At 36.4% G+C, this 13,096-nt stretch carries 11 protein-coding genes; 3 read left to right on the top strand and 8 right to left on the bottom strand.

Going from position 1 to position 13,096, the window contains the following annotated elements; genetic code table 11:
- Positions 1-121 precede the first annotated feature (121 nt).
- The 5 genes from DYR29_RS04665 to DYR29_RS04645 all read right to left on the bottom strand — a co-directional run bounded on the left by DYR29_RS04665 (position 122) and on the right by DYR29_RS04645 (position 4,757).
- A complete protein-coding gene (locus DYR29_RS04665) occupies positions 122-691 on the bottom strand; it encodes a Crp/Fnr family transcriptional regulator (protein ID WP_047423014.1) in 570 nt (189 codons plus the stop codon).
- Between the two features lie 66 nt (positions 692-757).
- Positions 758-1,522: a siderophore-interacting protein gene (locus DYR29_RS04660; protein ID WP_213279506.1), complete on the bottom strand. Its 765-nt coding sequence runs from the start codon at positions 1,520-1,522 to the stop codon at positions 758-760.
- A 2-nt stretch (positions 1,523-1,524) separates the two neighbouring features.
- Positions 1,525-2,700, bottom strand: a complete 1,176-nt coding sequence (locus DYR29_RS04655; RefSeq protein WP_213279505.1) for an MFS transporter — start codon at positions 2,698-2,700, stop codon at positions 1,525-1,527.
- A gap of 85 nt (positions 2,701-2,785) precedes the next feature.
- Positions 2,786-3,394: a hypothetical protein gene (locus DYR29_RS04650; protein WP_213279504.1), complete on the bottom strand. Its 609-nt coding sequence runs from the start codon at positions 3,392-3,394 to the stop codon at positions 2,786-2,788.
- A 580-nt stretch (positions 3,395-3,974) separates the two neighbouring features.
- The gene (locus tag DYR29_RS04645) at positions 3,975-4,757 is read right to left on the bottom strand and encodes a helix-turn-helix domain-containing protein (RefSeq protein WP_213279503.1); all 783 of its coding nucleotides are present in this window, start codon (positions 4,755-4,757) and stop codon (positions 3,975-3,977) included.
- A gap of 71 nt (positions 4,758-4,828) precedes the next feature.
- Between DYR29_RS04645 and DYR29_RS04640 the strand changes: the two genes are divergently transcribed.
- Positions 4,829-6,025 carry a CynX/NimT family MFS transporter gene (locus tag DYR29_RS04640; RefSeq protein ID WP_249413612.1) on the top strand — a complete coding sequence of 399 codons (1,197 nt, stop codon included), beginning with the start codon at positions 4,829-4,831 and terminating at the stop codon, positions 6,023-6,025.
- A gap of 80 nt (positions 6,026-6,105) precedes the next feature.
- On the opposite strand, the gene DYR29_RS04635 is transcribed toward DYR29_RS04640, so the two are convergent.
- Complete coding sequence (locus tag DYR29_RS04635) at positions 6,106-6,876, bottom strand: MBL fold metallo-hydrolase (protein ID WP_213279502.1); 771 nt, start codon at positions 6,874-6,876, stop codon at positions 6,106-6,108.
- Between the two features lie 92 nt (positions 6,877-6,968).
- Here DYR29_RS04635 and DYR29_RS04630 point away from each other — a divergent pair, with 92 nt between their 5' ends.
- The gene (locus DYR29_RS04630) at positions 6,969-7,283 is read left to right on the top strand and encodes a winged helix-turn-helix transcriptional regulator (RefSeq protein WP_213279501.1); all 315 of its coding nucleotides are present in this window, start codon (positions 6,969-6,971) and stop codon (positions 7,281-7,283) included.
- A gap of 207 nt (positions 7,284-7,490) precedes the next feature.
- Here DYR29_RS04630 and DYR29_RS04625 read toward each other — a convergent pair whose 3' ends face one another.
- Positions 7,491-9,203, bottom strand: coding sequence for an RICIN domain-containing protein (locus tag DYR29_RS04625; RefSeq protein ID WP_047423001.1), 1,713 nt, complete (start codon positions 9,201-9,203; stop codon positions 7,491-7,493).
- A 601-nt stretch (positions 9,204-9,804) separates the two neighbouring features.
- Between DYR29_RS04625 and DYR29_RS04620 the strand changes: the two genes are divergently transcribed.
- The gene (locus DYR29_RS04620; protein ID WP_213279500.1) at positions 9,805-11,256 is read left to right on the top strand and encodes a T9SS type A sorting domain-containing protein; all 1,452 of its coding nucleotides are present in this window, start codon (positions 9,805-9,807) and stop codon (positions 11,254-11,256) included.
- A 173-nt stretch (positions 11,257-11,429) separates the two neighbouring features.
- Here DYR29_RS04620 and bioA read toward each other — a convergent pair whose 3' ends face one another.
- Positions 11,430-12,722 (bottom strand): adenosylmethionine--8-amino-7-oxononanoate transaminase, encoded by a 1,293-nt coding sequence (bioA, locus tag DYR29_RS04615; protein ID WP_213279499.1) that lies wholly within the window; start codon positions 12,720-12,722, stop codon positions 11,430-11,432.
- Between the last annotated feature and the right edge of the window lie 374 nt (positions 12,723-13,096).

Genomic DNA, 13,096 nt, shown 5'->3' with positions numbered 1-13,096 from the left:
AGGGCTTAAATTTTTCTTGAACAGGCTCTGGTATTAATTTTTTGATAATTTTAGCTAGTTTAAAAATGGTTTAAATAAATAATAGTCATTCCTGATCATGTTAGATTTGTCAAACAAAAAATCATAGTTTTGACTTCAATCTGCTTAGGGTTTCCTGTGAAATATTTAGATAGGAAGCTACCATTTTATTAGAAAGCCGACGTACAATAATTGGATTTTCTTCCAGTAACTGTTTGTATTTTTCAAGTGCATCCTGTACCATAAAAGACATCAGCCTTTTGGTGTTAGCAATACAGGCAATTTCAATATAAATTCGGTAAAATTTTTCCCATTGTGGGATAATGTCTAATAAATGATAAAAATCCTGATGGGTAATATAATATACCTCCGAATCTTCCACAGCCTGGAGAAGTTCATCAGAAGGTTCAGAAGTAATAAAGGTATGAAGCGCTGTAGCAAACTGATTTTCAAAAGCAAAATATCTTGTAGAATCCTGCCCCTCCTTATTAATATAAAATATCCGTAAACAGCCTTTTACAACAAAGAATGTTTTTTTGGGAGAATGAACATTGGTAACGAGAAGCTCGTTCTTTTTTAATTTAACAGGTTTGAAATAAGAAAGAATAACTTTCAATTCTTCGTCTGTTATTGATATTTTGCTTTTAATATATGAAACTAATACGTCTTCCATTTATTTAAATCAGTCGCAGCAAATGTAGTAATAAATATGCTAAAAATTTACTGCAGATCCTGCTTCTTAAGTACTTTCAGATGATTTCCCTTCCGATTGTCCCGCTCTCCAATAAGAACATGCATATATTGCATGAGGATCCCACTGCAGGGTTGTTTTAAAGTAAGTACGAAGTTCATGTACTGTCGTATATTCTGCAGCGATATAAACATATTCTTTCAAAACTCCGGGTGAAAACTGAACCGATTTTACAGCTTCTGCGAGCCGGCTTCCCTCTTCCGGATGAGGATTATGAAGCCATTCGACGGATATATCTGCTGCGGAACACAAAATAAGTTCATCTTCTTTCCCAGCCACCTCTAATAATATTTTTACTGATACATAAGGAGGAAACTGCTCTGCAATGGCGCAAATAACAGGTAATGCTGTTGCATCTCCCGCCAGCAGATAAAAATCAGCGTCAGGAACTAACGGTCTTGCACTTTCTTTCATTCCTATTTCCAATGAATCACCAGAACTTGCTTGCAGTGCCCAGGCAGAAGCAGGTCCGTTATCACCATGGGCAACGAAATCTACAATTAATTCCCTGTTTTCCAGATCAATTTTTCTGTTGGTATAGGTTCTGATTAAAGGATCTCTTCCCTCTTCAGTTGGAATAAAGATTTTATTATTAGAACCAGAGCGTACATTAGTTAGCATTTCAACCTGATTTTCATTGATTTCAAATACTACACGGATAAGATGTGGAGTGAGATATTGTTTATTTTTAACGATAAATGCAGAACGTATTTTTTTCGTTTTCTCTGTTTGAGTAATTATAGTATTTTCCATTTTTATTTTTTATTATATAGTAGAATAAACATTGACACAACACAGCTGATTCCCCCGAAAAGATAGACTGCCTGATAATCAAACCAACCGGCGATCAGTCCGGCAATAGGTCCTGCCAATCCTAATGACAGATCAACAAAAGCAACATATGCTCCCAACGCTGTTCCTCTCATTTGTGGCTTTACTTTTTGAATGGCAAGAACTCCCAGAGCCGGAAAAACCAATGAAAATCCAACTCCGGTTAATCCACATCCGATAATGGCCAGTGTTTTTGACGCAGACGTCCAGATCAGCAGCTGTCCTGCCACTTCGATAATCAGAGAGATCAAAGCAATCTTAAAACCTCCGTATTTATCCGGAAATGAAGCAAAGAAAATCCGGGTAAGAACGTAACATATTCCGAAAATCATAAAAGCAAGTGATGCATCCCCCCAATTCTTTTGTGAGAAAAATAATGCAATAAAAGAAGCAATACATCCAAAAGCCATTGATGAAAAAGCAAGGCTCAGCCCTTGGCCTGATATCGTACCGATCACCTTATAAAAAGGTGTTCGTACATGATCTTTATCTACAGGAATAGAAGGAAGTTTTGCGGTAGAAATCCAGCTTACAAGCGGAAGCAGAGCTATAAGGATAAAAGCAGGGAGAATATTGTATTCTTTACTCAACCAGATACTTAAAGGAGCTCCTGTTGCAATTCCTGCATACATAGCAATACCGTTCCAGGTCATTACTTTTCCGGAGTTGGAGTGTCCTGCCAGTCCTATTCCCCATGTTAATGCTCCGGTAACCAGAAAGCTTTCGCCAACACCATGAATGATTCTTGCCAGTAGCAGAAAGATAAGTGCCGTTAACGAATGAGCTTGAAATAGTACCGCAAGTACATAAACAATCCCGGCAATAACAGCTAATACCACACCGGACATTTTACTTTTCTTGGCTCCTCTGGTATCTGTAATTTTTCCGGAATATGCGCGGGTTAAAAGTGTTGACAACGACTGGAGACCAATAACAAGCCCCACAATAATACTGTCAAAGCCTAGTGTGTTCTGGACAAATCCGGGAAGTACTCCCAAGGCGATTCCTATCGTAAGATAAACCCCGAATACCGAAATGATAATAGGAGCAGTCGCCTGATAGAAATTAATAGTCTGTCCTTTTTCTAATGTTGTACTCATAAATTTTGTTTAAAATATTCGGGTGCAAAGGTCCCTGTACAACAAATACTAAACTTTGATCTAGATCAAAAAAGGTAGAAAATAGTTATTCAAAATCTAAAAAACCGTCGGTAAGCTGTTTCCATTGTATTTTAGCGGCTCCCATTATTCCACCGGCTGCGATAACAAGATTTCTGATGACATCAAGGAGCTTAGCATTCAGATTAGGTCTTTCATTTCGTCCATACACTGCGGCTTTTAAATGAGCAGGACTTTTTGATATCATAAAAGTAGAGGTTGATCCGGAGCTGTAAAAATGAGCAATATGGCGGTTTTTTTTGTCTTCCGGGTTTCTGGACGGTCTGCAGGTCATTGTTATACATTCAGCAAAGCTGTTCTCGTAAAAACAAATATCTGTAATCTCTACCCAATCATATCCTTTGGCCTCAGGCTCTCCCGGTCCCGGAATATCAATCCTGATAAAATCTCCTTTCTGTGGTTCACGATCCACAGGACGGCCGTTAAAATCATAAAGTTTAAATGCTGCAAATGCCTCCCCGCAATAGCTTTGCCACTTATTGACTGAGAAAAACCGTTCTTTTAATGTTTCAAATTTCAATGACATGGATTCCTGATCAAATAGTTTCCTGGTTTCCGTATCATGAAAACCTCCGAATTTTTGTTTAGGGACTCCCTTAAATTTTTTTGGACTCATACTGTATGTTTTGGAGAAATTACTGTAAAAATCCTATAGAATTTTATGAGTAGAGTCACAAAAAAAGTTAAACGTATGTTTGGATACTGTGTTAAAGAAGCTTTATTTTTATAATAATTCACTTTTTGCAATTTTTCTGTTGAGGCTAAAAAACGGCATACAATTCATCAGAGCGCGAATTATATTTAGCAGGATATGTTTTTTGTGTAAAGAATTCCGGAATCCTAAACAAAACTAAAATCATTTAGAGAATAATTGTTTTTACTTAAAATAAATAATTTTTAAAAAAAATGAGCTTATGATGTTTTGCATAACATGATTTTTGTTTATATTTGTGAATCGAAATAATTTTTTTTCATCATTTGTGTTTTTTTAAGGTCTCCATTCGTGGGGACCTTTTTGTTTTCAATAATATCATAATTGAATATTGACTGCTGAAGTGGAAAATGATGTAAAATGTGAATTATTTTCTTTTTCAAACAAGTCAGTTGCTTTTATACAAAGGAATACTCAAAGTTTTAAGATCTCAATAAGTCTCTTTTTCGCTATATTCGATCCGCTCTGTAGTTGCTTTAAACGGCTATTGAATTGTTTTAACAAAATCTGTAGGCCTGAACTGCATCACAGACAGAAAACTTCTGGTATAGGCCTGTACACTCCTGTACCCTACTTCATAAGCTGTTTCTGAAATGGTAAGATGACCGGCACTCAGAAACTCCAGACTTTTAATGATACGAAGCATCTGCTGGTATTTACTTAAGGTGAGCCCGGTTTCTTTTTTGAAAATACGTTCCAGTGTACGGAAAGATAAAAGAGCTGCATCGCTGAGATCCTCCATTTTAATTTCATCCCGGTAGTGATGATGAAGATACTTAATAATTTTTGTAAGGCGCTGATCTTTTGGAAGACTGATATGAAGAGTTAATGAATGCTCTACAAATTGTGGAAGTTCGTTGAACAATGCTTTCAGAAATAGGTTTTCATCATTATCTGAAACCGTTTGCTTAGACCATTTTTCTGCATATTTTATCATTTCTTTTAAAACCGGGGGAACAGAAAATACATTGATCTCATTATAAAAAGGTTTTTTTGTGCTGATATCAGCAAACATGATCATCAGCTTGATCTTTTCAGAATGTGAATTGGTTTTATGAACTGCATTTGGAGGAATCCATACCGCATAATTTTGTGGGAGCAGATAAATTTTTTCATCAATAGTAATGTACTGAAAACCGCTTTCCACATATACAAGCTGGCCTTTCTGATGATGGTGAAGAACATCATCATGAACCCAGTTTTCTTCAAACCATACAAAATAAGGTTTCTCAAGATCATCTATTTTTATACTGTCGTTAGCGTTCATGTCGTTTTAGGTTAAAACTTTGGCAAAATTAAACAAAATTACTATACTAATTTTGCAGAAAAGTTTTTATCATGATGAATAATGAAGTAAAAAAGAATGCTTCGTATGTTTTGTTAATTATTAACGTTCTGGTAGTTATATTAATTTCCAGTAACCTCCGTTCTCCGATTGTGGCAGTAGCTCCTGTATTGGGTGAAATAAGAGATGCATTGAAACTGGATAATTTTCAGGTAAGTCTGCTTACCTCTATTCCACTGTTTATGTTTGCGGCCTGCTCTGTATTGGTCAGTAGGTTTTCTAATAAGTTCGGAATCAGTAAACTTCTGATGTATTCCCTGATTATTTTAAGTTTTGGCTTGTTTTTACGTATCAGCGGATCTCTTTGGCTGTTGTTTTTAGGTTCTGTATTCATTGGTTTAGGGATATGCATTGGAAATGTGGTTACTCCGGGATATGTTAAAAATAATTTTCCGAATCAGATTGGCCTTATGACGGGGATTTTTGCCGTATCCATGAATCTTACAGCAGCTTTGGCTTCTGGTTTTAGTGTAAAGATCGGGGAACTGACAGGTTTTGGATGGAAAGGCTCTTTAGGAATCTGGCTGATTATTGCGGCATTAGGTTTTCTTGTTTTAACATTGGAATTTATCTTTAATAAAAGAAATCAAAATCTTCCTATCAGTACTTCTGGTTTTAATATGTTCAAATCCGCTCAGGCATGGAATATCAGTATTTTTATGGGGCTGCAGTCCTTATTTTATTACTGTCTGGTGACGTGGCTGCCTTCATTTCTTGCAGATTTTAATATGCAGGGAGAAAGTTCCGGATGGGTTTTCTTTGTGATTCAGATTACGATGATTCCTGTGACGTTCTGCTGTCCGATTATTGCCAGCAAGATGAAAGATCAGAGGCTTATGATTCTTTTTATATGCACTCTGATGTTCGGAAGTACGATGATGTTTGTGTTCCTGAAATCTCAGTGGATTTATGTGAACGCTGTGATCATAGGAATTTCCAATGGTTTGTCTTTCAGTTTATCTATTCTGTTTTTTTCTACAAGAACGAAAAGCAGTATCAATGCTGTTAAGATTTCCGGAATGGCACAGTCTGTTGGATATCTGATTGCTGCATTTGGTCCTCCGTTATTTGGAAAATTACATGATTGGGATGTTTCCTGGAACAGCTCATTTTATTTATTGAGTTCTGCGGTACTGTTAATGCTCTATTTCGGAATGAAGGCCGCGAGAAATAGATATGTAGAAGATTAGTCATACGTTTAAAGGATAGAAATCAATTAATCATTGCTTTCTATCCTTAATTTTTTTACTTTTTCAAACAGTTTTATTAATTAAAATTTTAATTCAGCTTCTTCACCGTTATCAAGTACAAAGCATCTCTTTTCTAAGCTGTTTTCATTGATTTTCTCCTTAATAAATTTTCTGTCTTCCCTGCAATGGCTTAAGGTTTCAAGATGAGTTACCCAAACAGTAGACTCCGGAGCATATTCACATACTTTCAGAATGTCTTCGCTGGTCATAATAATGGGATCTCCTATGGAAAAAGTAGCAGCTCCTCCTGCTACAATGATGTGTTGTGGCTGATGCTGAGCAATTTCCTGAGCAATTTCATCATACCAGATAGTATCTCCTGCGATGTATACTGATTTATTTTCTGTTTTAAATACAAATCCATTCACGATTCCCATTTTTTCTCCGATTTCTCCGGTTCCATGCTGTCCTTTGGTGGTTGATATCTCAATATTTTTGAATTGAACCGGATCATTATTAATCGTAATAATGTTTTTGAAACCTTGTCCTGCAATTTGTTTCGAAATGACATCCGGGCATATAACCGGAATGTTTTTATCAAGAAGTTCAATGGCAGCAACGTCCCAATTATCAGGGTGAAGGTGGGTTACAGCAACCGCATCTACACTTTTTAATTTTTTATTTAATTCTTCTTTATTAAAAGGCAGGTCTACGAGAGGATTGAGTAATTCGCTGTCTGTCATTGGCATTTTTCCTCTGGAACCTTTTTCTCCGAGCATGGGATCTATCAGAATAGAAACTCCATCAATATTCAGTAGTAATGTTGCATTACGCCACAATTGTAATTTCATTTTGGGTATTTTTGTTGAACAAAGTTATTACCTGATCAGGGTAAAACAATCGAAGGTTACCAAAAGGTTAACCATAAATATTCAACTGACTTATGAATTTTGAAGAATTTAAAAACTGTGGATTAAGACGAAGCCTGGATGTCCTTTCTGGTAAATGGAAGCCGCTGATCCTGCAAAACCTCTTTGAGGAAGATCGGGTGCGTTTTGTGGAGCTTTGGCGGAATATGCCCAGGGTTTCCAAGAAAGTACTTGCAGAACAGTTGAAACAGCTGGAAAAAGATCTCATTATTGAACGGACTGAAGTGCATAATTTTCCACCGGAAGTTTATTATAAACTGACAGAAAGAGGTCAAAAGCTGGGGCCTATTCTTTCTGAACTTCATTCATGGGGAAACGGATTGGCATAAAGCAGCTTAATAAATTGTCAATTTATATGTGATTTACAGTTCAAAGGCATACTATCAGGAGAAATGACAAGATACTGAAATGAATTTCTTGTATAGTGAAGCTTTAGGTTTTTGTTTTAAAAAAAATCGCGGTAAGGACTGCTTACCGCGAAATAATATAAAAATTTTAGAAAATAAAGTCACATTTATTACATCTTTCTGAGATGTTTAGTTCATTGCTATAAATTTGAACTTGAACAGTTGGCAGGATGTACCATAATAATCCCAAAGCTGTAAGTTAGAATTGCCGTCCATGGTACAGCTTGGAATATCCCAGCCACGCGAAGCATCAACCTTTGAAAGAATTTTGTAATAACCATTGGAGACCGCAACTACCTGCCATGCCTGTGCGTCATTACTATAGTTCTGCCAAAGGCGGATTGACGTTCCCAGTGTATTGCTGTTACTTGTCAGGTCAATACAACGGTTAGAAGCACTCGCTTTGGATACAAAACGCCAGTAACCATTGCCAGCATCAATGGCAACCCAACGCTGTGCATTAGCACCATTTCTTGTCCATGGTCTTAACACTGCGCCATTGGCATCCTCACCTGATTTTAAATCAAGTACTTTATTGGCATCAGTCTGAAACTCAATTTCGTAAATGCCATTATTGACCAGGCTGCTGGTTGTGTTACAGTTTCCAACGGGATAATTGGAGGACGCATATTGCTGAAACCACTGTTTGCTTGGGGCGGCGCAGGCCTCCCAGTCGTTGTTGAAGGCTGTTCCTGCATTAGGGTCTCCCTTGTGAAGCAGATCATCAGGGGCAAGGAGGTTCCAGCTCACATTGCCCGACTGATCCACAATATATTTTAAGTTTGCACCAAATCCGCTTCCACCTGCCGTACCGGTAGTAGCAACACCGAAGGTACCATATCCCTGAGGAGCCCAGTCGGTCTCGGTAATGGCAATCGGAGCAATGTCTGCGATTGGTTTAACATTGATATTCCATGCATTTTGAAAGGATTGATAATTGTTGACACCACCCCAGTAACCCGGATAAATATGAACAGCGTAACCAATATTACCCCCTGTGATCTGGTTATTGACATAGCCCTGATAATGCGATTGCCATCCTGTACCCGGTATCCAGCAAACATTATTGGCTCCGTTGTTACGGATAATATTGACTAAAGGCTGGAAGAAATTTTTAAGTGCTGCAAAGTGCTCGTTTCCTGTAGATCCCCATGTGCCATTTGTTCCAAGGATTTCAACAGGTTCATTTGCTAATTCGAACATTACGTTGTCAGCATTCTTTAAGCCCGGATGCTGTGACAAAAAGGTCCATACGGTTTTAAGATAACTATGATAGGCATCGTTCACAGCAATACGGCTCGGACATACACCTGGCGGACGCAGGATGACATACATTCCCAGGCTGCGGGCATGGTTGATGAGTGGAATAATCACCTGATCTGTATAAGTAACCAGGCGGTTATAATTGAATCTTGAGATATCGTTCTCAGGGATAGCCGGTCCGGGATCATTGGTCCAATATGGATCAATGTGAAGGCGAATGTAATTGAGATACCAGCCATCGGCAGCGTTGCTGAGTTTGTTCATGACAGCTTTGTTATAGTTCAGGGCTCCCTGAACATTGTAATTGTCCCAGGTACAGTAGCCTGAATTGGCACCATATTGACATCCATTAAACCAGGGGCTGGGTGTTATGGCAACACCATGTAAGAGAACATTATTGCCACAGGGGTCCTGAAGGTTTCTGCCTCCGACATGCAGCATTGGGGTTGCTGCCAATGCTCTTGCACTGGCATTCAGGTTGGTTTCAGATTCTTCTGAAAAAACTTTTTCTTCCATCGTAGAACAGCTGGAAAGAATGATTAACAGAAAGGCCAGTAGCCACATTTTGTTTGTTTTCATAGTTTAAATATTAATATTAAAGGGTGATTATCAATTTACTTTTAGCCATCAATTATTTGACTCCCTACTGCGTAGGAGTATCAGATATTTTTAATCTTAATTGGACGGTAAGGTAATGTTGCAATAATGCAGCAATCGCTCAACATGATCATGTGCTGATCTTCGCTACTTTGTTCTTTGCTTTCAGATTTTGCAGAACAGTGGAACCGTTTCTATTCCATTTCAGAACTGACAGTCTTCTTTCTCTTTTTCTGGATTTTCCATACGCATAAATATGATATTGTGAAAATCTGAATTATCACCAATTGTAATTGTTAGTTTGTGATAAAAATAAACATATTATTAAATATAAAGCAATATTTTTATGAAATTAATATAAAAAAATCAATATCATAAATGGAATTGATAATAAATAGTTATAATGCTTTTTGTAGTAAGAAAAAATGAAGAACCTTATCATAAATTTTCGTTTAGGTGCTTAGGAAAAAAGATGTGATGACTATTTATTTTTCTGAAATTTTACCATACATTTGAACCCACAACCTAAAAATTTCAGGCTTACGGGTTACATTATAACCTCAAAAATTTAAAAAACCAAACAATGAAAAAACAATTATTATTTGTGCTTACTCTCGCGGCACAAGCTTCTTTTGCACAAATTATTTCCAAAGATCCTGCGTTTGCTTCGAACGGGATTTACACCCTTCCAGCAGGAAGCTCATATTTAGGAACGGGAAGCACATATGCAGGAGAATTAACTGCAACGACAAATTCAGTATTTTATAAATCCTATAATACCAGTACCAACCAATTAATTATTTCTAAAGCGACAACTTACAGTGGCCCTTTGGATTTGACTTTTGGTATGAATGGTAAAATTGCTTTGAATTACGATAATAGTTCTCTTGTTGGAGTTCTAAGACATACTGATGATAAATTAACTTTACTACTCAAACGATATGATTCTACAAATAATACGTATTATTTGGATGTAGTTCGATTACTTTCTAATGGGCAATTAGACCCTTCATTTGGAAATGGAGGAATAAGGGCATTAGCCAATTTATCCGTTTCTTTTGAATTAAACAATCTTATACAGCAGGGAAATAAAATTCTTGTTTCAGGAATTAGCATGGATTCTTTTGGTCAAACTGATTCGAAAACTCATACTTTGAGATTAAATTCTGATGGTACATTAGACAATAGCTTTGGAAATAATGGAGAAATATTGACTTATCAACAGAATCCTTTTCAGAGTTCATATCTTCCTTATATCATTTTAGATAACCAGTTTAATCTTCTTTTTTTCGGAAATGGCACAATAAAAAAATACACTGTTGATGGACAGCCTATGGTTGGTTTTGGTAACAATGGAGAAGTTCAGTTTAGTGGAGACCCCAGTATTGTAAAAGTAGATTCTGCTGATAAAATTGTATATGCAAAAAATGATTTATCGTGGCAGACTCCACCTGTTTTAGGAAGACTTAATGCTGATGGTACACCAGATACTACATTCAATTATAATGGGATTGTTGGTCTTGAATTTCGGGATATCTATGAAAAAAATGGTTCTTATTATATTGCGGGCTTTGCTGGACTCAATAATAGTGGATATACTTATTATTATATCTCTAAGCTTGATCAGAACGGAACTGTTGATCCCGTATTTGGAGAATATATAGAAAGTGATCCTAATTTAATTTATCATAGCATCAATTCAATAAAGGTTTTTGATAATAATATCATTGTGAGCACCGATGGAGAAACATTTAATATTGTTAATTATCTTATAAACGGTACTGCTACATTAGCAACAAAAGGAACTATAAAAAACAATCCTGAAATTACTTTTGAAAGCCCTGTAGAACATCATTTAATTTACCAGTCAAAAGAAAAAATTGATAAGATAGAGATCTATTCTGTTGATGGAAAATTACTAAAGACTGTAAAAGAAAATAATTCTGACGTTTCTGAACTTTCTAAAGGGGTTTATTTTGCAAAAACTATTTTTGGAAATGGAAGATTTTCTACAAAAAAACTAATTAAGAAGTAAAAAAAATTATTTAAGAACCAATAACAATTCTGTAAATGAATTCACTGAGATACTCTGATTAAATGTTTTGGTTTAAAAATATTGAATATCAGATTATCATATATTAAAAACCTTATAGATCTTAGAATCTATAAGGTTTAAAAAATTAAAAAATTATTACCTGAAGGGATCGTTTAATCTCTAAGCTGATCCAAAACTTCCATAATATTCTGATATACAAAATCCAATTCTTCGGATGTAATGCAATAAGGTGGTACCAGATAGATTACATTTCCCAGCGGCCTCATAATAATCCCTCTCTGTAAGAATTCATTGTATAGCTTCTTCCCTATTTCATTGAAATAAGAAGTACCATTCCCGGTTTTAAAATCGAAAGCTAAAATAGTCCCGATCTGACGAACCTTTTCTACATGAGGATGAAAAGCAAGTGCTTTTACAAACTCTGAATGTTGATGAGTGATGCGGTTGATATTCATTTGAGTTTCGTTTGTCAGAAGTATTTCCATACTGGCGAGAGCGGCCGTACAGGCTAAAGGATTAGCTGTAAACGAATGCCCGTGAAATAAGGTTTTATAACGATCATCCGACAGGAAAGCATTGTAAATTTCATTGGAACAGGTGGTGATTCCCATGGGCATCGTGCCTCCTGTTAACCCTTTTGAAAAGCACATAATGTCAGGTTTTTCCGTAAGATAATCAGCTGCGAAAAGCTTACCCGTTCTTCCAAATCCTGTAAAAACTTCATCCTGAACCATAAGAATGCCTTCCTCCCGGCAGAATTTCATGAGCTGGCTAAGATCTTCAGCGTCATACATTAGCATTCCGGCCGCACCCTGAACCAATGGTTCATAGATGAAACAAGCTACTTCATCGGCCAGTTCTTTAATCTGTGACTGCAGGGTTTTCAGGTTTTCAGGATTGGGTGTATCAATAAAAACGACTTCAAACAGCATGCTTTCAAAAGGTCTTGTCCAGAAGCTTTTCCCGCTTACAGACATCGCTCCGAAAGTATCTCCGTGATAAGCATTTTTAAAAGCCAGAATTTTCGTTTTCTTTTTTTCCTGATTGTATGCATATTGAATACACATTTTTAAAGCAACTTCTACCGCTGTAGAACCATTATCAGAGTAAAAAACCTTTTCCTGACTGGCAGGAAGAAGCTTCAGTAAATTCTCTGAAAGCTGTACAGCTGGTTCATGTGTAAAGCCAGCAAAGATAACCTGTTCCAATGTGTTTAACTGCTCAAAAACACGCTGTGCAATATAAGGATGAGAATGTCCATGCAGCGTTACCCACCAGGATGAAACGACATCCATGTATTTTTTTCCTTCGGTATCATAAAGATAAATCCCTTTCCCTTTTACAATGGGAATTGCATCTTCAGCTGTTTTCATCTGAGTATAGGGATGCCAGTTGATTGCTTTATCTCTTTGCAGGAGGCTGAATTCTTTTGTTGTTGTATTCATATATTGATCTAAAAAGTAATGAGTGATGAAGGTGGATTTAACAATAATTTAGTTGAATATGTTTGCGTAAATGTTGGATTAATCGCAAAGACGCAAAGTTTATCATCGACTGCTATTATTTTAAGGACGCAAGAATATTTCGACTTCGCTCAATATTAGATTTTCAGCAAGTACAACGCTTATTAAGTCGTTGACAGTATCACTTGTACATAATCAATTTTATCGGAGATAAAACCCTTGCGCCTTAAAACATTATTTATCTTAAATATTTGCGTCTTTGCGTTTTCCAACCTATATCAGATTAAAGTTGTTTATAAAAATTCTAAAACCAATTTTGTAATAAAAGTGATAATACTAATGATCCAACTCATCAC

The organism is Chryseobacterium indologenes, from assembly GCF_018362995.1.
Taxonomy (GTDB): Bacteria; Bacteroidota; Bacteroidia; order Flavobacteriales; family Weeksellaceae; genus Chryseobacterium; species Chryseobacterium indologenes_G.
The sequence above is the reverse complement of the archived record's forward strand: the minus strand, read 5'-3'. Positions and strand labels throughout refer to the sequence as shown.